This is a genomic window from Methylobacillus caricis (assembly GCF_020532705.1).
Lineage (GTDB): Bacteria > Pseudomonadota > Gammaproteobacteria > Burkholderiales > Methylophilaceae > Methylobacillus > Methylobacillus caricis.
On the sequence record NZ_JAJAVD010000003.1, the window covers coordinates 178,935 to 203,823 of the forward strand.

At 52.6% G+C, this 24,889-nt stretch carries 23 protein-coding genes; 9 read left to right on the forward strand and 14 right to left on the reverse strand.

Annotation, left to right across the window (positions count from 1 at the left end):
* Positions 1-33 precede the first annotated feature (33 nt).
* The 7 genes from LG200_RS10125 to LG200_RS10155 all read right to left on the reverse strand — a co-directional run bounded on the left by LG200_RS10125 (position 34) and on the right by LG200_RS10155 (position 9,742).
* Positions 34-1,452, reverse strand: coding sequence for an OprO/OprP family phosphate-selective porin (locus LG200_RS10125; RefSeq protein WP_226757507.1), 1,419 nt, complete (start codon positions 1,450-1,452; stop codon positions 34-36).
* A gap of 244 nt (positions 1,453-1,696) precedes the next feature.
* A complete protein-coding gene (locus LG200_RS10130) occupies positions 1,697-4,765 on the reverse strand; it encodes an efflux RND transporter permease subunit (RefSeq protein ID WP_226757508.1) in 3,069 nt (1,022 codons plus the stop codon).
* Positions 4,762-5,853 carry an efflux RND transporter periplasmic adaptor subunit gene (locus tag LG200_RS10135; protein ID WP_226757509.1) on the reverse strand — a complete coding sequence of 364 codons (1,092 nt, stop codon included), beginning with the start codon at positions 5,851-5,853 and terminating at the stop codon, positions 4,762-4,764. The genes LG200_RS10130 and LG200_RS10135 overlap by 4 nt, the downstream gene beginning before the upstream one ends.
* 102 nt (positions 5,854-5,955) lie before the next feature.
* The gene (gene ampD / locus LG200_RS10140) at positions 5,956-6,573 is read right to left on the reverse strand and encodes a 1,6-anhydro-N-acetylmuramyl-L-alanine amidase AmpD (protein WP_404809804.1); all 618 of its coding nucleotides are present in this window, start codon (positions 6,571-6,573) and stop codon (positions 5,956-5,958) included.
* Complete coding sequence (locus tag LG200_RS10145; protein WP_226757510.1) at positions 6,560-7,921, reverse strand: sigma-54-dependent transcriptional regulator; 1,362 nt, start codon at positions 7,919-7,921, stop codon at positions 6,560-6,562. The genes ampD and LG200_RS10145 overlap by 14 nt, the downstream gene beginning before the upstream one ends.
* Positions 7,918-9,528: a sensor histidine kinase gene (locus LG200_RS10150; protein WP_226757511.1), complete on the reverse strand. Its 1,611-nt coding sequence runs from the start codon at positions 9,526-9,528 to the stop codon at positions 7,918-7,920. Before LG200_RS10150 ends, LG200_RS10145 begins: the two co-directional genes overlap by 4 nt.
* Positions 9,515-9,742 (reverse strand): PP0621 family protein, encoded by a 228-nt coding sequence (locus tag LG200_RS10155; RefSeq protein ID WP_226757512.1) that lies wholly within the window; start codon positions 9,740-9,742, stop codon positions 9,515-9,517. The genes LG200_RS10150 and LG200_RS10155 overlap by 14 nt, the downstream gene beginning before the upstream one ends.
* Positions 9,743-9,912: 170 nt before the next feature.
* Between LG200_RS10155 and LG200_RS10160 the strand changes: the two genes are divergently transcribed.
* Genes LG200_RS10160 through LG200_RS10170 form a run of 3 tightly spaced genes read left to right on the forward strand, consistent with a single transcriptional unit; the run spans position 9,913 to position 11,290 of the window.
* Positions 9,913-10,503, forward strand: a complete 591-nt coding sequence (locus LG200_RS10160; protein WP_226757513.1) for an RNA polymerase sigma factor — start codon at positions 9,913-9,915, stop codon at positions 10,501-10,503.
* Complete coding sequence (locus LG200_RS10165) at positions 10,500-10,874, forward strand: DUF3619 family protein (protein WP_226757514.1); 375 nt, start codon at positions 10,500-10,502, stop codon at positions 10,872-10,874. Before LG200_RS10160 ends, LG200_RS10165 begins: the two co-directional genes overlap by 4 nt.
* A complete protein-coding gene (locus LG200_RS10170; protein WP_226757515.1) occupies positions 10,856-11,290 on the forward strand; it encodes a DUF3106 domain-containing protein in 435 nt (144 codons plus the stop codon). Before LG200_RS10165 ends, LG200_RS10170 begins: the two co-directional genes overlap by 19 nt.
* Before the next feature lie 58 nt (positions 11,291-11,348).
* On the opposite strand, the gene lptG is transcribed toward LG200_RS10170, so the two are convergent.
* Complete coding sequence (gene lptG, locus LG200_RS10175) at positions 11,349-12,419, reverse strand: LPS export ABC transporter permease LptG (RefSeq protein WP_226757516.1); 1,071 nt, start codon at positions 12,417-12,419, stop codon at positions 11,349-11,351.
* On the reverse strand, positions 12,416-13,510 hold the full coding sequence (lptF, locus tag LG200_RS10180; protein ID WP_226757517.1) for an LPS export ABC transporter permease LptF: 1,095 nt from the start codon (positions 13,508-13,510) through the stop codon (positions 12,416-12,418). Before lptF ends, lptG begins: the two co-directional genes overlap by 4 nt.
* Positions 13,511-13,616: 106 nt before the next feature.
* On the opposite strand from lptF, the gene LG200_RS10185 reads away from it, so the two are divergent.
* The 3 genes from LG200_RS10185 to LG200_RS10195 are packed head-to-tail and all read left to right on the forward strand — an operon-like array spanning position 13,617 to position 16,144.
* Positions 13,617-15,107, forward strand: a complete 1,491-nt coding sequence (locus LG200_RS10185) for a leucyl aminopeptidase (RefSeq protein WP_226757518.1) — start codon at positions 13,617-13,619, stop codon at positions 15,105-15,107.
* A 7-nt stretch (positions 15,108-15,114) separates the two neighbouring features.
* The gene (locus LG200_RS10190; RefSeq protein ID WP_226757519.1) at positions 15,115-15,546 is read left to right on the forward strand and encodes a DNA polymerase III subunit chi; all 432 of its coding nucleotides are present in this window, start codon (positions 15,115-15,117) and stop codon (positions 15,544-15,546) included.
* Positions 15,547-15,559: 13 nt separating this feature from the next.
* The gene (locus LG200_RS10195) at positions 15,560-16,144 is read left to right on the forward strand and encodes a hypothetical protein (RefSeq protein ID WP_226757520.1); all 585 of its coding nucleotides are present in this window, start codon (positions 15,560-15,562) and stop codon (positions 16,142-16,144) included.
* On the opposite strand, the gene gcvH is transcribed toward LG200_RS10195, so the two are convergent.
* Positions 16,136-16,507 carry a glycine cleavage system protein GcvH gene (gcvH, locus tag LG200_RS10200; protein WP_226757521.1) on the reverse strand — a complete coding sequence of 124 codons (372 nt, stop codon included), beginning with the start codon at positions 16,505-16,507 and terminating at the stop codon, positions 16,136-16,138. The two genes, LG200_RS10195 and gcvH, sit on opposite strands and share 9 nt — an antisense overlap.
* A 182-nt stretch (positions 16,508-16,689) precedes the next feature.
* On the opposite strand from gcvH, the gene pbpG reads away from it, so the two are divergent.
* Positions 16,690-17,712 (forward strand): D-alanyl-D-alanine endopeptidase, encoded by a 1,023-nt coding sequence (pbpG, locus tag LG200_RS10205; RefSeq protein ID WP_226757522.1) that lies wholly within the window; start codon positions 16,690-16,692, stop codon positions 17,710-17,712.
* 87 nt (positions 17,713-17,799) lie between these two features.
* On the opposite strand, the gene topA is transcribed toward pbpG, so the two are convergent.
* From topA to LG200_RS10220, 3 genes are all read right to left on the reverse strand, one after another.
* Positions 17,800-20,382: a type I DNA topoisomerase gene (topA, locus tag LG200_RS10210; protein WP_226757523.1), complete on the reverse strand. Its 2,583-nt coding sequence runs from the start codon at positions 20,380-20,382 to the stop codon at positions 17,800-17,802.
* Between the two features lie 191 nt (positions 20,383-20,573).
* Positions 20,574-21,485, reverse strand: a complete 912-nt coding sequence (gene ttcA / locus LG200_RS10215; protein WP_226757524.1) for a tRNA 2-thiocytidine(32) synthetase TtcA — start codon at positions 21,483-21,485, stop codon at positions 20,574-20,576.
* Between the two features lie 13 nt (positions 21,486-21,498).
* Complete coding sequence (locus LG200_RS10220) at positions 21,499-22,293, reverse strand: pteridine reductase (RefSeq protein WP_264193880.1); 795 nt, start codon at positions 22,291-22,293, stop codon at positions 21,499-21,501.
* 4 nt (positions 22,294-22,297) lie between these two features.
* Here LG200_RS10220 and LG200_RS10225 point away from each other — a divergent pair, with 4 nt between their 5' ends.
* Together LG200_RS10225 and trmB are read left to right on the forward strand one after the other, a co-directional pair.
* Positions 22,298-23,470 carry a class I SAM-dependent methyltransferase gene (locus LG200_RS10225; RefSeq protein WP_404809805.1) on the forward strand — a complete coding sequence of 391 codons (1,173 nt, stop codon included), beginning with the start codon at positions 22,298-22,300 and terminating at the stop codon, positions 23,468-23,470.
* A gap of 77 nt (positions 23,471-23,547) precedes the next feature.
* A complete protein-coding gene (gene trmB / locus LG200_RS10230; protein ID WP_404809806.1) occupies positions 23,548-24,240 on the forward strand; it encodes a tRNA (guanosine(46)-N7)-methyltransferase TrmB in 693 nt (230 codons plus the stop codon).
* Here the strand turns inward: trmB and yihA are convergent.
* Positions 24,199-24,822, reverse strand: a complete 624-nt coding sequence (yihA, locus tag LG200_RS10235) for a ribosome biogenesis GTP-binding protein YihA/YsxC (protein ID WP_226757527.1) — start codon at positions 24,820-24,822, stop codon at positions 24,199-24,201. The genes trmB and yihA overlap by 42 nt on opposite strands.
* Between the last annotated feature and the right edge of the window lie 67 nt (positions 24,823-24,889).

The following is a 24,889-nucleotide window of genomic DNA, read 5'->3' on the forward strand; positions in this document are numbered from 1 at the left end:
TGCCCTTTTTGTTGGTTCATACTTCCGAACAGTTTAGAAATCGAACTGGGCGCGTGCAGTCAGCGCTTTTTCCGAATCTGCAGTGCCGGCGGCGCCTGTATTGGAGCTTGTGTAGCTTGCCAGGCCACCAGTGAAGCGGGTAGTCACATAGTCCAGCACGAAGCGGGTGTTCGGGTTCAATATCCATTGCACGCCCGCGGTCCAGGCATGCGCGCCAGTAGCAGTGCCTGCCGCTACGTCGCCAGAACCTGCCGGGCCGGAACCAGGAGCGAAGTCGCTGCCGTCAAAGTCAGAGTAGCGCAGACTCAAAAGCACGGCACCGGTACCATGGCCTGTTGCCATATCAAAATTCTGCTTGGGGTTGATGCGACCAAACAAGCCCATGTTGCCGTAGCTGTCAGCAAAATGTTCGCCAGTGACCAGCCAGCTCACGGCGGCGTACCAGGCTTTGATGTCCTTGTCGAAGTCCTGATGCAGGCTGGTCTTGCCTTCGTAGTTGTGTTTCATCCATTCAGACTGGATCTTGACTGGGCCTTGGGCTACTGCCACCTCAATGCCATAACGGGTGCGGGTCAGGTCATCGCTATTGTCATGTGTGAAGGTAGTTGGATTAAAGAAGGAAACGCCACGAGCCTCGGTGCGAGCAGTCGGCGCAGCGACCTGGTTAGGTGAGAGGTCTCCACGGGAGAACCCCGCTCCCAGGTGATATACAGCATCCTTGTTGCCCATGAGTTGTGCGAAGTTGACAGTAGCGCGGCCAATGATATCCAGGCCATCCACATGGTTGTCCGTGTTGTTGATGTTCTTGCCACGGCCGGTGGAAGTGGCGAGGCCATAGAATACGCCTTTGGTCGGGTTGCCGAATACCATGGCGCCACGCTCCTTGCCCGGGGTCAGGACATCTAGCAGGGCGCGTTCCTGGAATTCGGTGAAGATATCGCTGGTATCCTGCTCCATGCCGAACGGCATCTTGAACTGGCCGAAACGAAAACGTGCACTATCCCACCAGTTGATACCGAAATAGGCCTCGTCGAGGTGACTGCTGTTAGAGACATTGGCAAAATCGGCCGTGATGTTGAAATCGTAATATTTGTAGTAACGGCCTTGCATGGTCATGAAAGCTCGACGGACATCGAAGGTATCGGCGCTTTCAGCGGCATTTTTGTCGAAATGGCGATAGTCAGCCTGAATGCGGCCGTTGAAGCCAATCGATTGGAATTTGTCCGCAGATTCCAGGCGAATGCCATCCTTGAAGACCGGGCGAATATCGGATTTGTGGCTTTCTTCATCCGCCAGTTTCTCGCTTTTGCGGCGTTCTGCAATTTTGCTGACTTCTTCTTTGGTCAGCACTCCTTTGTTGATGAGCATTTCCAGAATGTCATCAGTTGAGTCTGCCATTGCAGCCGTACTGGCTAACATCAATGCGATTGGTAACACACGGAACAACTTCATTCTTTTCTCTCCAGATATTGAATATTGCAGCGATGGGGCGCGTTGCAATAAAGTCATTATTGGTGGCGAATATGACAGTTACGTGTCAGAACCTGGGTGATGGGACTAAGAAAAGCCTACTTTTACAGTGATTTACAAAAGAGTAAATTTCATTGTAATTAATCATTTAGATAGCATTGATGAAACATTGGCGATAAAAAAGGCGCTAGCATGTGTTAGCGCCTTGGTCCGAGGTTCGTTTCAATCAGGTGCGCTGGTCCACTGTGCGCATGATCAAGGAATATGCCGCCGGTACGACCACCAGCGTGAGCAAAGTGGAGGAAATCATCCCTCCAATCACCGCCACTGATAAAGGTCCATTGGTCTCGGTACCAGCCCCCAGTCCAAATGCAGCCGGCAGCAATGCCAGGATAATCGTGAGCGAAGTCATCAGCACGGGACGCAACCGGATCGGGCAGGCTTCACGTAGCGCTTCATCAACTTCTTTACCCTGCTCACGTAATTGATTGGTGAGGTCGATTAGCAGGATGGAATTCTTGGCAACCAAGCCTATCAACAGTATCAGGCCAATCATTGAAAAGATATTGAGCGAATGGCCGGTCAGCCATAATGCGAAGACGCCACCGATAATCGCCAGCGGTTGGGCAAGCATGATGATCAGGGGTTGCAGGAATGAGTTGAACTGACTTGCCAGCACCATATAAAGCAGGACAAGCGCCAGGCCGAACGCGAACACCATGCTCTTGACAGTTTTCTGCATTTCTTCCGCTTGTCCGGTCAGGTTCAAGGTATAACCTGGCGGCAGGATATCGGTGGCATATTGGTACACAAGATTGATGGCGTCGCCTAGCGGCATGGCGGGATTGGAATAGAGGCTTGCTGCATATTGCAAGTCAAACCGGCCAATCACTGCTGCTCCCAGGGTTTGCTTGAACTCGGCAACACTATCCAGTCGTATGAGCTCACCAGTGGCACTGCGCAGGTAGATTTTCTTCAGGTCTTCAGGATTCTCCAGGCTGCCTTCCTTGGCCTTGAGGCGGATATCGTAGCGTTGACCGTCGCCGGGCTCGTCGTTGAAATCGGCAACATCAATACCCCCAGTATATAAATTGAGCGCAGTTGCGAGGTCGGTGGCGGAGAGTCCGAGGCTGGCGGCCCGCACGCGATCAATTTTCATGGTCAGCTGTGGCAGGTCGAGGTCAAGGTCGAGGTCTACCTTGCCGATGCCAGGTGTGTCACTCAGCTTGCGTTGCATGGTCTTGCCAAGCTGGCTTACCTGTTCAAGGTTTTGACCCGTGATATTGAATTGCAGTTTTTCTGAACGTTGCCCCCCTACAATCGCTATCGGCACAGGGAAGGCACGCAGGCCTGGGATCTGGTCGATTTCGGCGCGTAATACCCGGATCAGTTCCTGCTGGCTCATGCGCCTGTCACGCCTATCATGCAGACGGAGGCTGACAGTCCCCTTGTTCACCTGGCCTTGTGCGCCCACGCCAATTGTACTGAAGTAGCTGGCAATCTCGGAGTCGTAACGGCGCATCACGGTTTCCATCAACTCCAGGCGGCTGTTGGTATATTCCAGGCTCGAACCCAGGGGCGTGCGGAACGAGATCATGAAGCGGCCTTCATCTGCATCAGGCAGGAACTCCTTCTGTACCTTGCCAAAGAAAAACCCGCTTGTCACCACAATGAGCAGGGTAAACAACATGACTTTCCAGCGGTGGCTCAGGGTCCAGACCAATAATCGGCCATAGCGCTTGTCCATGGCTTTGAATAGGCGATCTAGCCATAGGTAGAAACGACCTTGTGCTTCTTCGGCCCTGAGGTAGCGCGAACACAGCATGGGAGTGAGGGTCAGTGACACCATCAAGGAGACGAGGACGCCAAAGGTGACGACAACGGCGAATGATTTGAAGAACTTGCCGATGACTCCGTCCATAAAAATGACAGGTGCAAAAATACATACCAGAGAGAAAGTGGCTGCAATGACGGCAAACGCCACTTCTCGGCTGCCGGAAATTGCGGCAGCCCGCGCAATGACGCCAGGTGGTTGGCCCTCATTCTGCCGCATGCTTAAATGGCGGTGGATGTTCTCCAGCACTACGATGGCATCATCCACCACCACACCAATCAGCAATAGCAGGGCCAACAGGGTCATGGTGTTGAAGGTGAAGCCTGAAAAGTACATTACCGCAATTGCCCCCAGCAGGGATACCGGGATTGCTGTGGCAATAATCAGGGTAGACCTCACCGAACGCAGAAATAGCCAGACGATCAACGCTGCCAGCAATGTGCCTTCAACCAAGTGCTCTTGCAGGGCATGCACGATTTCCTGAATGTACAGGGCGTCATTGGTCGAGATATCCAGAGTCATGCCCGGAGGGAGGTTGGGACGGATATCGCTATCCAGCCTACGTATGACTTCGTCAATAATGGCCACGGTATTGGCATTGGCAACCTTGACAATACCGAGTCCAACAGCAGACTCACTCTTGTAGCGTGCAAGCTGGCGGTAATCGGCGACTCCGTCTTCAAGCTCGGCTACATCTTTAAGTTTGATGGCGGCACCGTCCCGGTAACTCACTACCATCTCTGCCAGGTCGCGCAGATTATGAAACTCAAGGTCAAGCTTCATGAGGTATTCGGAATGGTTACCTACCAGGAAGCCGCCTGGGAGTTGTACATGTTCGCGGTTGAAGGCATCGAGCAGGTCGGTTGCAGCGAGACCATAGGCGGCCATACGTTCCGGCAGGACATTGACCCGAATAGTGCGGTCACGGCGTCCACCCAGGCGTACCTCGCCAATGCCGTTGATCGTTTCAAGTTTCTTCTTTAGGACATTGAAGCCATAAAGATTAATTTGTTGCGTTGTACGGTCTCCGCGCAATGCGAGCCACATGATTGGCTGGGCATTGGTTTCTACTTTCTGTACTTGCGGAGGATCGGCATCATCAGGCAGTCGGCGCAATACCTGGTTAACTTTGGATTGCACCTCGTTATAGGCAACATCAATGTTTTTTTCCAGGCTGAAAGTAATGGTGATGACCGATACGCCTGGAGAAGATGCTGACTGGATATGCTCAATCCCGGGAGTAGTATTGACCGAGGATTCGATAATGCTGGTTATGCTTGCATCAATGATATCCGGGTTTGCACCCTGCAATGTCGTGGTGATGGATATGATCGGGAATTCAATGTAGGGCAGGCGATCCACCCCGATGCGCTGGTAGCTGATGATGCCAAGCAACACCAGCAGGCCAGACACCATCCATGCCAATACATGGCGCTTGATTGATATTTCAGACAGGGTCATGGCTGAGCCTGCTCAGGCTGGTTCTGGACCTGTACCCGTATTTTGTCAGTCAGGAAGGCGGCCCCGTCAACTGCCACTGTTTCCCCTCCTTTCAGCCCTTCCAGTATCTGGATATTGCCATCCTGATAGATGCCAGTCTTGACGATACGCTGCTCTGCTATGTCATCGGCAATCACGTATACCACTTCCCCCGCGGGCCGTAGCACGACGCTTTGCTCAGGGACGACGACCGCGTTGTCATATTGGCCCAGGATGATATTGCCTGTCACGCTGGCACCAGATTGCCAGCCTGGTTGGTCCACGATATCGACCAGGATGTCAATTGCACGATTGGTGCTGCCTATCACAGGCTTGAATTCGCGCAGTATGCCTTCAGCTTCTTCGTCAGATGTTGGCGTACTCAGCCGGACTTTCAGCCCTGGCCTGATTTTGGCAGCAAGGTTTTCTGGGAATGGCAAGTGGGCACGCAAGCGTTGATTACTAATGATTTGAAGTATGGGGTCGCCTACCTTGACGTAATCACCGGGGGAAACGATTTGTTTCTCTACCTTGCCGTCAATAGGGGAAAGCAAACGTGTCTTGCCGCCATTATGCGTGATGCTGGCAAGGCGCGAGCGAGCGCCTTCCAGTTGGCGCTTCAGTGCCAACCTCTGTGTTTCAAGGTCATCCAGTGCATTTTGCGAAATGAAGTTCTTTTCTACCAGTTTCTGGTTGCGTTCCACGTTGCGTTGTTGATTGAGCAACAACGCTTCCAGGCGGGCGACTTCGCTTTCTGCTTCATTTTGCTGCAAGGTATAGTCTTGCGGATCCAGCAATGCCACCACTTCACCTTTTTTGACGACCTGGCCAGGCCTGGCCAGGATTTTCAGTACGCGAGCCGGTACTTCGGCCGCCACTGTCGGATCCATGATGCCCTCCAGAGTCCCTATGGATTGTTCACGGATTTCAAGGCGTGTAGTGGCTGCAGTGGTGACACTTACCAATGGCAAAGGGGCTTTCTTGGTAGTGTCTTCCTGCTTGCTGCATGCACTGGCAAGCAGGGCCAGCAAGAGCATGAGGGCATGAGCCCATGGACGATAACCTGACATTTATTCTAGTTTTCCCAATCATGATGAAGCATCAGCCAGCCTCCTCCGCTGACTGGCCTGGGACAAGCAGGCATGATGCTGTATTCAATAAAGTTCAAGAGTCTATACTGATTTTGTTGGATTTTGTGCGCTTGAGGCTTTCAGCTGGGCCAGCCGTTGCCAATCGAAATGAGGGCCAGGATCGGTTTTTCTCCCCGGGGCAATGTCTGAGTGCCCAACGATATCGCGGATGGGGTAATGTTTGCACAAGCTTTCCGCCAGTGCAGTGAGCACTATATATTGAGCCGGGGTGAAAGCTTCAGAATCGCTACCTTCAAGCTCAATGCCAATGGAAAAGTCATTGCAGCGTTCTTGGCCTTGCCAGGTTGAGACACCCGCATGCCATGCCCGGGCTTCGCAAGGGACGAATTGTTGCAGTGCACCATCCCGGCGGATAAGGAAGTGTGCGGAAACACGCAGCTCGTGAATGGTGGCGTAATAAGGGTGTGCGGCGGGGTCAAGCTTGTTGGTGAAAAGCTCAGTAATTCCGGGCCCGCCGTATTCTCCTGGTGGCAGGCTGATATTATGAATGACGATCATTGAGATTGTAGCGCCTTCAGGGCGTGCATCATGGTTTGGCGAACTGGTGAAGTCTGCGCCTGTGATGACGCCATCCTGATCGATTGAGTATTGCGGCATGGTTTGTTCCGGGCTGTTGGTGACCGGCCTAATCCATTTCATCCTTGTCGGAAGGGTCTTTGCTGAGGCCCAGTTTGGACAGGCGATAGCGGAAAGTTCTGAAACTGACCCCCAGTAGCTTGGCGGCTGCCGTTTTGTTCTGGTTGGATTTCTCCAATGCATTGAGTATGGCTTTTTTCTCTATGGTTTCCAGGTAGTCGGGCAATGGCAAGCCTTCATCGTGTTCTGGCGTCGTCATTGTTTTTTCATTGCCATCCAGTAGTAAGTCCTCAGGCGTGATCACTTTGCCGTCGCAAAGTGCGAGCGCACGTTCCAGCACATTCTCCAGTTCCCGTATATTGCCTGGAAAGCTGTGCTTGAGTAATATCTGCTGGGCCTGTGCCGAGAGCTCGGGCACAGCAGAGCCTTGCTCGCGGCAGTGCTTCTGCAGCAGCGCATCCACCATCAGCGGAATATCTTGCTGCATGTCACGCAGGGAGGGCATTTTCAGCTCAATGACATTTAAGCGATAGTAGAGATCCTGGCGGAATTCACCGCGTTCCATCATCACGCCCAGATTCTTGTGGGTGGCACTGATGATGCGGACATCCACGCTTTCCTCCTGGGTGCTGCCGACCATGCGGACTTTTTTCTCCTGGATGGCGCGCAGCAGCTTCACTTGCATTGCCAATGGCAGGTCCGCGACTTCATCAAGGAATAATGTGCCACCCTTGGCAGCATGGAACATGCCATCCTTATCCTGCACAGCGCCAGTGAAAGCGCCTTTCTTGTGGCCAAAAAACTCGCTTTCCATGAGATTTTCCGGGATGGCGCCACAGTTTACCGCGATAAAAGGTTCATCCCGGCGCGAGCTATTGCGGTGGATCAGTCTTGCAGCAAGCTCTTTGCCGCTGCCGGATTCACCGCTGATATATACCGGTGCCTGACTGCGTGATAGTTTTTCTATCATGGTGCGTACCTGCTGGATGGGTGCGCTATTGCCTATCATGGTCAGGGTGTCGCTGTCTGGGGTGTCTGATGCAGACAGTTTGAGTGCTGATTGCACCAATGGCCGCAGCTGTTTTAGTGAAATCGGCTTGGTCAGATAGTCGAAGGCACCAGCCTTGAGTGCGGATACAGCATTCTCTGCACTACCGTAAGCGGTAATCACGGCTACCGGCAGGCCAGCATAGGATTGCGCGATACACTTGACCAGGTCCAGCCCGCTGCCATCTGGCAGGCGCATGTCTGTCAGGCAGAGAGAGTATGTTCGTTGCTCCAGCAACTGTTTCGCTTCAGCCAGGCTGCCTGCGCTGTCAGCCTGGATCTCCATACGCTCCAGGGTTAGCACGACTAATTCTCTGATATCGGTTTCGTCGTCGACAACCAGACAGGTGGGTGTGTTGCTCATGCAGCGTCAGTACTCTTCAAGTGAATGATAAACAGGCAACCGTGCTCAGCCGGGACATGCTCAATGGTGGCCCCATTAGCTTCGCACAGTTCCCTGGCAATATAAAGCCCAAGCCCGGTGCCGGTACTTTCCGTCGTGAAAAATGGTTCAAACAAGTGAGGCAAGGCAGCGGGTGAAATGCCGTTGCCATCATCCTGGATTTCAATTTGCAGATGACGGTTTGCCGTATCGCTACGTAGTGCCAATGTCAGGCTGCCATGGTCTTGGCGGCTGTGGCGCCAACCATTGCGGCACAGGTTCCACAGGATTTGATGCAGGTGTCGATGGTCGAAGCGGATGGTGGGCTCGCTCTCGGCAGTATCAAGCACAAAGCCTTGAGCGGGGATTTTCTCAACCTGATAAAACTGGTCATGGAATTCGCGAAGAAAATCGGCCAGCGGGATATCCTGTTGCCGCGTTCTGTCGCGCCGGTTCAATTCCAGTACATCCTTGATCATCTGGTCCATACGCTGCACGTTATCGCTGATGATCTGCAGCATGCGCTCCGACGCAGGGTCATGGGATTCGTCTTCCTGCAGCAATTGGGTGGCATGGCTGATGGCGCTGAGCGGATTGCGGATTTCGTGCGCAATATTGGCTGTCAGGCGCCCAAGCGCTGCCAGTTTGAGCTGCTGGGCCTGGGTCTGGAGCTGGCTCCAGTCTTCGATAAAGATGACAGTGCCCTGGCGATGGTCTTCACCCACCGGCATCAATTTCAAGCGCAAGGCACGTTGTTCTATACTCAGTTTGATCGCCGCGGAATTGGTTCCGCGTCGATTTTCCAGCCAATGGCGCAACAGGGAAGCAAGTTCGGGAGCATATTCGGCCAGCGGCTGGTTGTTGCGGGAACCGCCTTGCGCACCCAGCAGAAAATCTGCCTGGCGATTGCGGTGGCGTAATACCAGCTCCGGGTCAACAACCAGTACCCCGTCGCCCATTTCCTCTGTGATCAATTGGTTGACCTGTGCCAGGTTTTCCAGGTCGATACCGCGTTGTGAAGCCAGGATTTCATTCTGGCTGATGCGCTTGCTGAAACTGTAAGCCAGCCATGCAGTTGCAAAGCAGCTGAGGCTGAGCATGACTGCATGGGAATAATCACCGAAATCCTCATTCCACATCAACATCTGGTAGGACTGCTCGAGCAACAATCCGATACTGGCGATGGCCGCATAAAAGAGTGCCAGTCTGCCCTGGCTGATCAAGCTTGCTGCCGCAATGGTCACGATTAACAGCAAGCCCAGTCCGCTCTTGATGCCGCCGCTGGCGTACATGAGGACAATAATGAAACCGATATCCGCCAGTGTTTGAAATGAAAGTTGTACCTGGAAACCCGGGGTACGCAGGATAATCAGGCCGATGGCAAGCAGACTGAATACCAGATAGGCAATCGTGGCGCTTAAATATAAGGTGTCGTTGTAATTGGCCCACACCCTGCTTTCCTGTAACAGAAAATAGGAAGCGATGAAAATACAGCACAGTATGATCCGGTACCCGCCAAACAATGCCATTGGCCGCCAGAATTGCTTTTCCGGTTGGCCGGCGGTATCAATCAGGCTATGTATTTTCATGCTGTTTGCGATGGGCTTCACAACAATATTGTTGATTGTGGCCGCTGCTGATGCTTTCGCTTCTCGGCAAATGGACATGGCAATAGGCACATTGCACCATGTCCTCTGCGTCTGCAGCAGGCTTGCCTGATGGTTTGTCCATGTTGCTACGGTAGCGTTTCAGTATGGTCAGCAATAACCAGAAGGCAATTGCAAGTAACAGGATTTTTGCCATGATGCCTTGTCAGCTAAATATTGTTAAGAGGGGATGGAACCTTGAATTACTGCTGATTGTAGCTAAAAGCTACAGGCGGAACAAAAAACAAACCTGCTATACTCAAAAAAAACGTCAATTTTATCATTTTCGTACTGCACTAAATATCAACATCGGCGTCGAACTTCGACATGGCAAGCATCCAGGAACTTTCAGATTTTCTCAAGCAGGTAGAGCGTCGTGCATTCAAGCAGACGGCTTATGCCGTGCGTGACGATCATGCAGCTATGGATATCGTGCAGGATTCGATGCTGAAGCTGGCGGAAAAATATAGCCAGCGCCCTGTCACTGAGTATCCAATGTTGTTCCAGCGCATTTTGCAAAATACAATGAAGGATTACTGGCGTCGCCAGAAAATCCGTGGTGCATGGACTACCTTGCTGTCATCACTCGGTGTTGGAAATGGTGATGACGAAGAGCATGATCCGCTGGAAACCATGGTCACGGATCATGTGGATGATGAACCGGAAGTACAATATGAACGACAGCAAACCATTGCCATTATCGAAGAGGCCATAAAAAGTTTGCCAACCCGTCAACGAGAAGCATTTATTATGCGTTACTGGGAGGATATGGATGTGGCGGAAACGGCTGCAGCCATGGGATGCTCCGAGGGGAGCGTCAAGACACATTGTTCGCGTGCTGTTCATGCGTTAGCGGCATCACTCGAAAAATATGGATTTAGTAAACAGATGCTCGAGAAAGCGGGGGTCGAGCGATGAATCACGAACAAAAGATAGCCAAAGAAATTGTCGAGCTGCTCAATGCAGGCATTGACGAACTTGAGCCGACAGTGGCATCCAGGCTTGCCGAGGCACGCCATGCGGCGGTCCAGGTGATGCTTGAAAACGCACGCACGACCACTCCTGATGGTCATAGCCTGGTGGCCTCTTTGGGAGGATACATGCGTCATCACCAGCGCCTGTTGTCCCTGGCAGCACTTGGCAGTGCCGTATTCTTTGCTTTTCTGCTGACTCAGCAATTAACCGGACATGGCATGGCAGAGCATGGAGATGCTTTTTTGCTGGCGTCCGAACTTCCCCCCGAGGCATATCTTGATAGAGGTTTTTACTCATGGTTAGAGCAGCAATAGTTGTCGGTCTGCTCTTGCTTGCCATCAATGCTCAAGCTGAAACAACATCCAAAGAGCCGGATTGGGCACAATTAACGGATAGCCAGCGCAAGGTGCTGGCCCCCTTGGCAGCAGAATGGGATATATTGCGTCCCTGGCAGCGCGAGAAGATGCTGGATATTGCACGTGATTATCCCAAGATGACCCCCGATCAGCAGGGCCGTGTGCAGAGACGGTTGAATCATTGGAGCCGCATGACGCCGTACGAACGTGAGAATGCGCGCAAGAAATACCAGGAATTCAACGTGCTGTCACCGGAAAAGAAAGCTGAAATTCACAAGAAATGGCAGCAATACCAAAGCCTGCCGGAATCCAAAAGAGAAGCTTTGCGACGCGAAAACCCTGATATTGATGGGTTTGATGACTTGGATAATTGAGCGGGAGCGGGATCAATCAAGCAGCCGATATTACTGTATTGGATCTCCGTCTTACAGTTTAGCGGCGCTCTACCCAGTAGAGCATGAATATCCCCGCCATCATAAACAGCAAGGTCGGTACGACGGCACTGAATAACGGTGACCAGTCGTTCAGCAGGCCCAGGTGCACAAACACTCGATTCAATACCTGATAGACAATCCCCAGCATGATGCCTGCGAATATCTTGGTGCTGGCGGTGCCGGAACGTTGTTGCAGGAAACCGAAAGGTAACGCCAGTATCACCATCACCAGGCAGGCCAGCGGATAGATCATCTTGGACCACAGAGCAATTTGATGGCGTGAGGTTTTCTGCTTATTGCTGGCCAGGTGGTTGATATAGAAATACAGGTTCCATGCCGACATTTTTTCCGGAACGACGAGCAGGACATTGAGCAGTTCGGGGCGGATCAGTGATTGCCAGGTAGCATCGGGGAAGAAGCTGGTACGTATCTTCTTGTCTTCAAAATGAGTCTGCGTCACATTGCCCAGATTCCAGTTCTTGCCGTCGAAGCGGCCGTCCTTGGCATTGCTGATGGTGCGCAGGCGGAACTCATTGTCAAACTCATAAATATGGATGTTCATGAGCCCGCTGTCCGGCATTACATCCTGTACGTTCACGAAGCTGTTGCCATCCTTGACCCACAGGCCGGAGCGGAAATCCTGGGCGACTACAGAATCCGTTGCCTGGATGCGGATCCGCTGGGCGGCCTTTTCGCTGAGCGGGGCGATCAGTTCGCCTACCAGAAATGTCAGCAGGGCAAAGATCAGGCCGACCTTGAGCAATGAAACGGCAATTTTCCGGATGGAAACCCCGCTAACGCGCAAAATGATCAGTTCCGAATAGCGCGAGAATTGCCCCAGGGCGTACATGGTCCCTACCAGCACTGCGACTGGTACTACTTCGTAGACATGCCCCGGTGCACTCAGCAGCACAAACAGCAATACCTTGCTGATTCCATAGCTGCCCTTGCCTATGCTTTCAAGCTCCTGAATCAGGTCGAAGAACGAGAACATCCCCAGCAAAGCCAGCATGATCAGCATAATGCTGGAGATGATTTCCTGCGAGAGGTAGCGATTGAGCAGTTTCATGGTTTATTCCTATGCCACAACCTGGGAATGAAGGGCAACAGGAACAATCTGCGGTAAAACATGTAAAAAGTAAGCAGCAGGAAAAATGCATGCACAGGCCAGAGGCCCACCAGGGGAGAAATCTTGCCTTGTGCCAGCCATGCCTGCATGATGCTGAGCAGGTTGTTGTAAACAATATAGATCAACAGCGCCAACATGAGGTTGGCAGATCGGCCCGAGCGTGGATCGACAAAGCTCAGCGGGATGGCCAGCAGGATGAGGACAAAGGCTGAAATAGGGATGGCCAGGCGCCATTGCAGTTCGGCATTGTTGTCCGGGCTGTTTTCAGCTAATAGTTCCACGCTGGCTTTCGATTGGGTATTCGGGGGTTGTTGTTGTACCTCGGCAGGCTCGATGCGGATGGCATAACGCTCGAATTCAGTAATGGAATATTCAGCGGTGTTGGGCGTACCTTCATAACGACGGCCATTCTGCATGACCAGAAAGTTATCGTTATTTTCAGCGGTTTCCCTATGACCCCGTGCGGCGACAATAATCCCCAGCTTCTGGTGCTGCATGGACTGCACAAAGATATTCTTGACGATGTTGCCCAGCTCATCAAAGCTTTCAACGAAAAAAACGCGGTCTGCCTGGCGCGATTCCTTGAAAACGCCAGGGCTGATTGAAGCAAGCTCGTCGCGGCTTTTCAATTGATCGCGGAATTCAGCGCCCTTGTTGGTGGCCCATGGGGTGACGAACAGGCTGAGGAAGGCGATGACCAGTATGACAGGCAGGCCGAATGTGAGGACAGGCCGTATCCAGCTTGATAGGCCTTGGCCTGAGCTGAACCAGACTACCATCTCGCTGTCACGGTGCCAGCGGGATAATGTCAGCAACACGGCAAGAAAAAGGGTGAGCGACAGCATCATGGGTAAAAACTTCAGCATGCTGAAGCCCAGCAAGGTATTGATGGCATCACTGGCCAGGCTGCCTTTTGCCGCTACGCCAATGTAGTAGGCAACGCGTTGGGCAATCACGATGCCGAACAGCACTAGAAAGCCGCCTATGGCTGTGCTGACTAGCTCTTGCAGTAATGAGCGTTTGAAGAGCATATTAGAGGGCTGGAGATGTTTGTATTCCGCAATTGAGGTTGATTTAGAGCGAAAACGCAGGATAATTCAAGCAGCTTAGTCATTTAATCATGAAGGATATTCAGGAATGGAATTTAGCATAAAAAGCGGCAATCCGGAAAAACAGCGCAAAGATTGTGTGGTTGTCGGTATCTTCGAGTCGCGCAAATTGAGCGAGGCGGCAGCATCTCTGGACCGTATATCCGATGGTTATGTGAGTGCGATTCTGCGTAGTGGCGACATAGATGGCAAGGCTGGCTCTACACTGTTGTTGCATAGCATTCCTGGCGTTGCAGCTGAACGTGTGCTGTTGGTGGGCCTGGGCAAAGAACGCGAATTGAATGAGCGCAGTTACCGCCAGGCAGTGCGTGCCTCGATCAAGGCACTGGGTGTCCTGGCATCCGGTGATGTCGCTACATTCCTTGCCGAGGTGGCGGTGAAAAAGCACGATGTCAGCTGGCGCGTGTGTCAATTGGTGGAAGTGGCCGAGGATAGTGTCTACCGTTTTGACCGGTTCAAGAGCAAGCCGGCTGATAGCAAGAAAGGCATTGCCAAATTGCAGGTGCATGTGGCTCAGCGCACTGATGTAGCAGCAGGTGAAGCAGGTCTCAAGCAAGGCCTGGCTTTGGCTTCAGGCGTTAGTTTCAGCAAGGACTTGGGCAATCTTGCGCCTAACTATTGCACCCCAACTTATCTGGCTGAACAAGCCAAGGCATTGGGCAAGAGCCATGGGCTGCAGGTGGAAGTGCTGGAGCAGGCTGATATCGAAAAGCTCGGCATGGGCTCTTTCCTGGGGGTGACCAAAGGCAGTGTGCAACCGCCCAAGCTGATCGTGCTGCAGCACAATAAAGGCAAGAAAAACCAGAAACCGGTGGTGCTGGTAGGCAAGGGCATTACTTTCGATACCGGTGGGATTTCACTCAAGCCTGGTGCCGATATGGATGAGATGAAGTATGACATGTGTGGTGCAGCCAGTGTGTTGGGCACCTTCAAGACCATTGCTGAACTTGGTCTTCCATTGAATGTAGTTGGTATTATCCCCACCTGCGAAAACATGCCGGACGGCAATGCCACACGCCCTGGCGATGTATTGACCAGTATGTCCGGCCAGACAATAGAGGTGCTCAATACAGATGCTGAAGGCCGGTTGATCTTGTGTGATGCATTGACCTATGCAGAGCGCTTTGAACCGCAGGCAGTCGTCGATATTGCGACCTTGACCGGCGCTTGCGTGATTGCGCTGGGCCATCATGCTAGTGGTTTGTTCAGTAACAAGGACAGTTTGGCGCAGGAACTGCTGCAGGCAGGCAATGAGGCCCAAGACCGTGCCTGGCAATTGCCATTGTGGGACGATTACCAAGGCCAGTTGGACAGCAACTTTGCAGACATGGGAAATATCGGAGGTCGTGCTGGTGGCAGTATTACTGCCGCCTGCTTCCTGTCTCGCTTTGCCAAGAAGTATGACTGGGCGCACCTGGACATCGCCGGCACTGCCTGGAAGTCCGGCAAGGAAAAAGGCTCAACCGGACGCCCGGTACCTTTGTTGACCGCATTCCTCAAGCAGCGCGCCGGGAAATAATAGGCTCATGACCAGAGTAGAATTTTTTTTCAATGTGGAGAACAAGTCGCTTCAAGTGGCCGCTCTTGGTAGCCGTGCGGTTGGCAAGGGCCGGCGACTGATGGTTTACACTGCCTCGCAGCAAGCGGCGGAGCAATTGGGGAATTTTCTCTGGAGCAATCCGCCCATAGGCTTTTTGCCCCATTGTCACGCTACGCATCCACGGGCCGCAGAAACACCGTTGATCATTGACTGGCGTAGTGAGGCCCTGCCACACGATGACATCCTGATTAACCTGCATAGCCAGCATCCTCCATTTTTCAGCCGCTTCAGACGTTTAATCGAGATTGTCGGCCTGGATGAAGCGGACAAGGCAGCAGCAAGGGAACGTTTCCGCTTCTATCGGGATCGAGGGTATGAACTGAGGACATTTGACGCCAATGGAGCGGCCTTGCCGTGAAAGGAGTCCACCCATGAGTGAACAGGCTAATGACGAACTGGCATTGGTATTGAGCCGGATTAATGCGCTTACCCGGCCCAAGGTGGAAACAAGGGACGAGAATCCCCCAACCGAACCCCTGGCAGCAGATGATATCCCCTTACTGACCGAAATTTATGATGGCCAGGAGGCCTTTAGCCCGGTGGAGATAGAGCAATTATTTGCTCCTTTTTATCAGGACGAAGAACTCCAGTCGGTGGTGGATGGTGACCCAGGGTTGATTTCAGAAACTGAAATGAACATGGATGAGGATATTCAGGCTCACCAGATTAAATTCCTGCCGGTGGAAGACAGTCAGCAGGATAGCGGCGAGTCTGACCAGCCTCTACCGGATGATCAGACTCTCGTGGCGGTCAGCCCGGAATTATTGCAGACGAATAGCGAGCTGGTGGAGGCGATCATGGCTGACATGAAGCCGCTTGTTCAACATGCTGTAAAGCAGGCGGTACAACAAGAGTTGCAGCATATTGCACTGGAGCTGGAAGCACGGCTGGAGCAGGAGTTGAATGCCAGCTTGCGTGCCAGGGTGCAACAGGAGCTTGGCGACTCTTTAACCTAGCAAGGCACGGTACTGTTCAGCATTGAGCAGGTTGCTGGGAGTATCGTTTGCGGTAAATGAGAAAATCCAGGCATCGTAGGGTTTTTCATTGATATCTTCGGGAGTGCTTTGCAGTACCTCGTTGATGGCCACCACGGTGCCGTTTGCCGGCGCATGCAGGTCTGAACCGGTTTTGACGGACTCCACCAGTCCGCATGGCGTGCCTGCAATGATGCTGGTTCCGGCAACAGGCGCCTCGACATAAACGATATCGCCCAGAAGGTCCTGTGCATAATCAGTGATACCAGCCAGCCAGCTGCCATCATCCTGCTGGCGTATCCACAAATGCTCGGCGGTGTAGTGCAGGTTCTCGGGAATTTTCATATGCTTAAAATCTTAATGATGATCAGGTTGAGGTTATTTTCTCATAAACTGGCTTGGGTGTTGGGGGAAAGAATATTTTGTTATAACTATTAAGAAAGTTTGTAAAGATCCGATGCTATGTTAATGACAAATCAAACTTTTTTATATACTATTCTTTCCGACTGTTGTGCGAGGTGGGCGCCATGATTCGTAAAATTACACTGCTATTGACTGTGCTGGCTTTATGCATGCCGCCTATGCTGGCTTACGCGGCTGATAAAAAACCGCAGAAATCCGCCTCCAATAAAGCCAAGGCGACTAAAAAAGTAGTTGCCAAGAAACAATCCAAGGCGGCCGTTGCCAAGAAGAACGAAGCAAGCGGCCGTATCATCAGTACCATACGTTCCAACAGTGCAGTTGCCAAATCTGCTCCCAGTTCTGGTGTGTTCAAGGACGAAAATGGCAATCTCCAGCTCGCTTCGACCAAGGCCTTGATTGTTAACCAGAACAGTGGTGAAGTGCTCTATGCCAAAAGCACGGACATGGCCACGCCAATTGCTTCCGTGACAAAGCTCATGACCGCGATGGTAATGCTGGATGCCGGGCTGGATATGGATGAAAAGCTGCTGATTACCCGCGATGATGTGGATACCCTGAAGGGCACCAGTTCACGCATGACCATAGGTACTTCCCTTTCCCGTGCCGAATTGTTGCAGTTGGCGCTGATGGCATCCGAGAATCGTGCTGCCTCGGCATTGGGGCGCAACTATCCGGGCGGCTTGAATGCTTTTGTTGCTGCAATGAATGTAAAGGCTTTGCAGCTTGGCATGCTCCATACCCGCTTTGCTGATCCCACTGGCCTTAACAGCTCGAATGTTTCCACTGCAGAGGATCTGGTGAAAATGGTACGAGCAGCTTATCAGTACCCGGAAATTCGCCATGTCTCAACTTCCACTGCCTATTCCGTGCCAGTTCATGGCATGCGTAATCCGCTAAATTACGTCAACAGCAATGTATTGGTGCGCAACAGTGACTGGGTCATTGGTTTATCCAAAACCGGTTATATCAATGAGGCTGGCCGTTGCCTGGTCATGCAGGCCGAAATTGCCGGTCAGCCACTGATCATTGTATTGCTGGATTCTTTCAGCAAGAGTTCACGCATAGGGGATGCCCAGCGTATACGCAAATGGATAGAAAGTAGCAATAACCTGCATCACATGAGTTGATCGGTTTCTGGGTGTTACCTCCAATAAAAAGCGGCCTAGGCCGCTTTTTTATTGGTTTGATTATTTCGGTGAAATATCCCAAGACCTTTATTCGCTGCTGGATTTCTTGCCTGCAGTTTTCCTGGCCGCCGGTTTTTTTGTCGGTGCTTTCTTCGCAGTTGTTGCTGTCTTGCTTGCAGTCGTTTTTTTGGCAGCAGCAGGTTTCTTTGCAGGGGTTTTCTTCCCTTTTGCCGGGGCTTCCTTCGCCGCCTTGGCGGCAAGGAGTTCCAGCGCCTCCTCCATGGTCACGCTCTCGGGTTCCTGGCTCTTGGACAAGGTTGCACGGATTTCCCCATGCTGTACATAAGGTCCGTAGCGCCCGGAGTAGATGGCTATCGTGCCTTCCGAAGTCGGATGCGCACCCAGCTCGCGGATAGGTGCGGGGCCAGAGTTGGCCTGCGCCAGCAGCTCAACGGCGCGGTTCATATCGATATCAAATACGCTGTCGCTCTTCGGAATGGACTTGAATTTGCCGTCATGGTTGACGTAAGGGCCGAAGCGCCCGATGTTGGCAACGACCTTTTTCCCGGTTTCAGGGTGCTGGCCCAAGTCGCGTGGCAGGGCGATAAGCTTGCGCGCAATTTCTAGATCCAGATTGGCTGGCGCGATCTCCTTGGGAATGCTGACACGCTTGGGCTTCTTCTTGCTGTCTTCCTCGGGCAAGCCGATTTGCAGGTAAGGGCCGTAAGGGCCGCTGAGCAAGAGGATATCCTTGCCGCTTTCGGTATCCTGTCCAATCACCACCGGCTCCGAGCTGGGTGCGGCAGTACTTGATGTGTTACGGATGTAATCGCATTCCGGATAGCCTGAACAGCCGATGAATTTGCCAAAGCGGCCAAGACGGGAATGAAGTGGCTTGCCGCACTTGGGGCAGGCTTCGTCCAGCACTTCAACACCAGGGCGCTCTACATTGCTTTTTTCTATAATCTGATTGTTGAATCCCTGCCAGAACTCATTCAGTACGGGTATCCATTCGCGTTCGCCTTCAGCGATATCGTCCAACTCATTCTCGAGGTTGGCAGTAAAACCGTAGTCGACATAACGGGTGAAGTGTTCGGTCAGGAACTTGTTTACTACGCGGCCTACGTCGGTCGGTGTGAAACGCTTCTTGTCCAGCAGCACATACTCGCGGTCCTGCAATGTGGAAATAATGCTGGCATATGTCGAGGGCCGGCCTATACCGTATTCTTCCAGCGCCTTTACAAGGCTGGCTTCGGAGTAGCGCGGCGGTGGCTCGGTAAAATGCTGGTCGCCAAATATTTTCTGTACGGCCAAGACTTCGCCGGTTTCCAGGTGGGGCAACTTGCTTTCGCCTTCCTCCTCCTCGTCGTCCACACCTTCCATATACACAGCAATGAAGCCGGGAAACACCAGTGTCTGGCCTGTTGCGCGGAACAGGTTGGCTTCGGTGCCGATAGCGAGATCAACGCTGACCGCGTCAAATTTGGCCTGTGTCATCTGGCATGCCAGTGCGCGCTTCCATATCATTTCGTAAAGATTGAACTGCTCTGGCGTGAGGAATGCATGCAGGCTGGCTGGTGTGCGCGAGATATCGGTAGGGCGGATTGCTTCGTGGGCTTCTTGCGCGTTCTTGGCCTTGGTCTTGTACATGATGGGCGACTTGGGCAGGTAGTCAGCTGCAAAATTCTTCTTGATATAGTCGCGGATCTGCATCACGGCCTCGGCCGCCAAGCTGAAGCTGTCGGTACGCATATAGGTAATCAGGCCGGTGGTGCCGCTGCCGATATCGATCCCTTCATACAACTGTTGTGCCACGCGCATGGTGCGGCTGGTGGTGAAGCCCAGTTTTCGCACAGATTCCTGCTGCAGGGTCGATGTGGTGAAGGGCGCGGCTGGGCTGCGGCTGCGTTGCTTTTTCTCAACACGGGTGACCGTGGTCTTGCCGGCGCTGGCAAGCAGCAGCTTGCCGACGATTTCCTGTTGCTGGTCATGGTTTGTGATGGTGAATTGCTCCACCTTCTGGCCGTCAAGCTGCACCAGGCGTGCGTCAAATGCATGCTGGTGCTTCAGTGACTCAAGGTGGATGGTCCAGTATTCCTGGCTCTTGAAAGCCTCGATTTCCAGCTCGCGCTCTACAATCAGGCGCAGGGCCGGGCTTTGCACGCGTCCCGCGGAGAGGCCGCGGCGGATTTTCTTCCAGAGCAATGGCGACAGGTTGAAACCTACCAGGTAGTCCAGCGCACGACGCGCCTGCTGGGCATTGACCAGCGGCATGGAAATGTCGCGCGGATCGTCTATCGCATTCTGTACCGCATTCTTGGTGATCTCATGGAACACTACGCGCTTCAGCAGCTTATCCTTGATCAGCTTCTTGCTTTTCAGGATTTCGGCAATATGCCATGAAATCGCTTCACCTTCGCGGTCCGGGTCGGTTGCGAGATAAATGGCATCTGCTGTTTTGACTGCCTTGGCAATTGCATCCACATGCTTGGAGTTGCGGTCGATGACTTCATATTTCATTGCAAAGTCATTCTCGGTATCAACAGCACCTGTTTTGGGGATGAGGTCGCGTACGTGTCCATATGAGGCTAGAACCTCAAAATCCTTGCCCAGATATTTCTTCAGGGTCTTGGCTTTGGATGGCGATTCAACGATCAGCAGTTTTGACATGGACACACGATTTGTGGGATGCGGAGCGGCAGATGATAAGAGTAAATTGCGCGCTACACAAGAAAGCTCTGTAAATTTAGGTGCTTGCCGCGCAATTTTTTCGGAAACTCTTCAGGCAAAACCCAATCCATATCGCCTGAATTCCGGCTCTGGCATTGCCAATCAGGCCAATTGGGCGGTAGTCCCGTATTTCAGGCGATATTGCGCTTGAACTCTATCCGGGTACCTTCGCTGGTGGCAAGCGTCAGTGCCGGGTTGTTCTCTTTGTCTATATCGCCAAACAAGGGGTCTTCGTCTTCCAGCTTGGTTTGGGTCATGTTCTTGAAGTCATATAGATCAGTATCGGCAAGGTGGGAAGGTTCCACATTGGTGATCGCCCGGAAAATATTGTTGACGCGGCCAGGCTGCTCGCGCTCCCAGGCCTGCAGCATGTCCTTGACCTTCTGCCGTTGCAGATTCTCCTGAGAACCGCACAGATCGCAAGGAATGATAGGGAACTCCATGCTGCGCGCATAGCTGGCAATGTCCCTTTCGGAACAATATGCCAGTGGGCGTATTACCTGGAACTCTCCCTTGTTGGTGGCGAGCTTGGGCGGCATGGCCTTCATTTTTGCGCCAAAGAACATATTGAGGAACAGCGTTTCCACGATGTCGTCCCGATGGTGACCAAGTGCGATCTTGTTCGCACCCAGCTCCTGGGCCGTGCGGTAGATGATGCCACGACGCAGGCGCGAACAGAGTGAGCAGGTGGTTTTGCCTTCAGGTATCTTTTCCTTGACGATGGAATAGGTATCAGCTTCCACAATGCGGTGTTCCACCCCCAGCTGCTTCAGGTAGGCAGGGAGGATGTGCTCGGGAAATCCTGGTTGTTTCTGGTCCAGGTTCATCGCGATCAGCTTGAAGTTGATGGGTGCGCGCTCTTGCAGGGCGAGCAGGACCATGAGCATGGTATAGGAGTCTTTGCCGCCACTCATGCAGACGAGTACGGTATCCCCTTCTTCTATCATGTTGTAGTCGCCAATGGCTTTGCCGGTGGCGCTGATGAGGCTGTTGCGCAGCTTCAGGAAGCTGTTTGATGCGGTATCTGGGTAATGTTTGATCATGATTGGGTAGTTCTTAAAGATTGAGTGAACGCCCGCCGTCAACGGCAATGACATGGCCGGTAATGAAGGGGGCATCCTGAAGCAGGAAGCGTACAGCCTTGGCAACATCGTCACCTTCGCCTATGCGCTTGAGCAATGTTTGTGAAATCACGCGTTGTCGATAAACTTCATCGAACTGCGGGTTGTCCTCGGGCCAGAGTACTGGTCCAGGGGCAACCGCATTGACGCGCACATCTGGGGCAAGCTCGTGGGCCAGTGATTTGGTCAGGGTCACCAGGCCAGCCTTGGCTACGCTGTAAACGATGTAACTTTTCTTGGGGCGTTCCACGTGCATGTCGGTGATATTGATGATGCTGCCGCGGTTTTTCTTCAATTCTGGTGCCGCTGCCTGGGAAAGAAACAACGGTGCCTTCAGGTTGGGGCCTATCAGGTCTTCCCATTCATCGGCTCCAATGGAGCCGAGTTCTGTGGGGTAATAACTGGACGCATTGTTGATCAGGGCATCCAGCCGGCCGAAATGAGAGACGGTTTCCTGTATCAGTGTCGGTAACACGCTCAGCTTCAGCAGGTCGCCCTGGATAATGGCCACCGAGTTGGGGCGCTTCAGGTTGAGTTCTGATTGCAAGGTGCGTGCCTCACCCTTGGAGCTGCGATAGTGAATCATCAGGTTGGCACCGCTAGCATGCAGCAGGCGGCAGATGGCCGCGCCCACGCGCTTGGCGCCACCGGTGATCAGTATGACCTTGTTTTCCAGAGTGGAATCCACGTTTGTCCCAAAGAGTCTGAAGCTTGCAGAATAACGAAGCATTATAATGCAATCCATGGACATCACTTCATTACCTGTGCCAGATCAGGACGCTTTGGCGCATAGCCGACAACTCACACAACATATTCATCATCAAATACATGCCGCAGGTGGCTGGCTGGATTTTGTCAGTTACATGAATCTTGCACTCTATAGTCCCGGCCTGGGCTATTACAGTGGCGGGGCGAAGAAATTCGGGGCGGCGGGCGATTTTGTCACGGCGCCGGAAATTTCTCCTTTGTTTGCCCAGACCCTGGCGCAACAGGTTGCACAAGTATTACAGGAAACCAAGGGTTCCATACTGGAGCTGGGGGCTGGCAGTGGCAGGCTTGCTGCTGCGCTATTACAGGAGTTGGCGGATTCAAGGCGGTTGCCAGAGCAGTACCTGATATTGGAGGTTAGTGCGCATTTGCGGCAGGTCCAGCAACAGTATTTGGGCATGGTGTTGCCGGCTGCAGTCTTCCAGTGTTTGCAATGGCTGGATCAATTGCCTGAAAGTTTCACGGGTATTGTATTGGGCAATGAAGTGCTCGATGCCCTGCCTGTCAGTCTGGTGCAACATAGCAACGGTGGACTGCAGGAGCTGGGTGTGGTGATGAAAGAAGGGGGAGGGCTGGATTTTTCATCCAAGCCCCTGGCCGCGGGGGAGCTTCATGACGCTGTTGCAAGCCTGGCGCTGGCTGATGGATACCAGACTGAAATTTGCCTGGCCGCACAGGGATTGATAGGCAGTCTTGGCAGGATGCTGGAGCGGGGCGTATTGTTGTTCATAGACTATGGTTTTTCCCGTGCAGAGTATTACCACCCCCAACGTAGCCAAGGCACCCTGATGTGCCATTACCGGCATTATGCCCACCAGAATCCTTTTCTATATCCCGGATTGCAGGACATTACCGCCCATGTGGACTTTACGGCAATAGCCGAAGCTGGCGTTGCCAGCGGCTTGAGTGTGCATGGGTATTGCGGGCAGGCCCAATTCCTGATCAATTGTGGTATCACGCAGATATTGATGCGCGTCTCGCCAGAAAACATTGTCAGTTACGCCCCCTTGGCTGGCCAGGCACAAAAGCTGCTGTCTCCTGCTGAAATGGGAGAGTTGTTCAAGGTGATTGCGCTGGGTAAGGGCATCCCAGGGGATTTGCTTGGATTTGTCTGTGGGAATCGCGTGCATACCTTATGAATTTGCCTGAATGCAATAGTCTATAATCCCGTTTTTTTAGTCATTGAATGCAGAGTATGGACGAGCAAAGTGTGCAAATGGACAGTGATAAAACCGAACTGTCAAAGCGGCCGATCAGAAGCTATGTGCTAAGACAAGGTCGTTTGACGGACGGCCAGCAACGTGCCCTTGAAACCCTTAAGCCTGCATTCGGGATAGAGTACCGCCCTGAAGTGCTCGATATCAATGCCGCTTTTGGCCGTGTGGATAGCCTGAAAATTCTTGAAATTGGCTTTGGCATGGGGGAGAGTACGGCAAAAATTGCCCAGGGCCAGCCAGAGCGTGATTTTCTTGGGGTGGAAGTGCATGCTCCTGGTGTCGGGAGTTTGCTGAAACAGATCGGTGAGTTGGATCTCAAGAATTTGCGCATTATCCAGCATGATGCTGTAGAGGTGCTCAACCATATGATTGCGGACGGCAGCCTGGATGGCGTGCATATCTTCTTCCCCGATCCCTGGCATAAAAAGCGCCATCACAAGCGTCGCCTGGTCCAGGCAGGATTTGTAAAGCTATTGTGCAGCAAGCTGAAAGCAGGCGCTTACATCCATGTGGCCACCGACTGGCAGGAGTACGCGGAATGGGTGCTAGAGGTATTGCAAAATGAGCCCTTGCTGGAAAATACAGCAAATGACTATGCACCCAAGCCGGATTATCGCCCGCTGACCAAGTTTGAAAACCGGGGCATCAAGCTAGGCCATGGTGTCTGGGATATTCTCTTCAGGCGTAAATAGCCATTGTCCAATAATGCCTTCGGCCTCCTCCACACCCTGTTTCTTCAGGCTGGAGAATAGCTGGATAGTGCAGTTGCCCCAGGTTTCATTCAGTTCTTTCCTGACTTTCTGCAATGTCTGGTTGGCTGCCTGACGGGAAAGCTTGTCCGATTTTGTCAGCAATATGTGGATAGGCCGGCCGCTTGGGCCGAACCAGTCCAGCATTTGCCGGTCCAGAGGTGTCAGTGGATGGCGGCAATCCATCACCAACACCAAACCGGCAATGGTGGAGCGATGACTCAGATAGTTAGCCAAGGTCATTTGCCAATGCTTGCGCATGGCTTCCGGGACTTTGGCATATCCATAGCCTGGCAGGTCGACCAGAAAGCGGTCATTACCCAGGCTGAAGAAGTTGATCAGCTGCGTGCGGCCAGGTTGCTTACTTACATAGGCTAGCCGATTATGGTTTGCCAATGTGTTCAGTGCGCTGGATTTTCCGGCATTGGAGCGCCCGGCGAATGCTACTTCAACCCCGGCTGGCGGGGGCAGGTCGCTGAGGTTGTGCGCCGAAATGTAAAAAGTGGCATTTTGAAACAAGGGCATGGAGTTATACGACCATAATTGGAAAAGGGAAAAATACTACCACGAAGTAGGGTTTTTATATAAAATG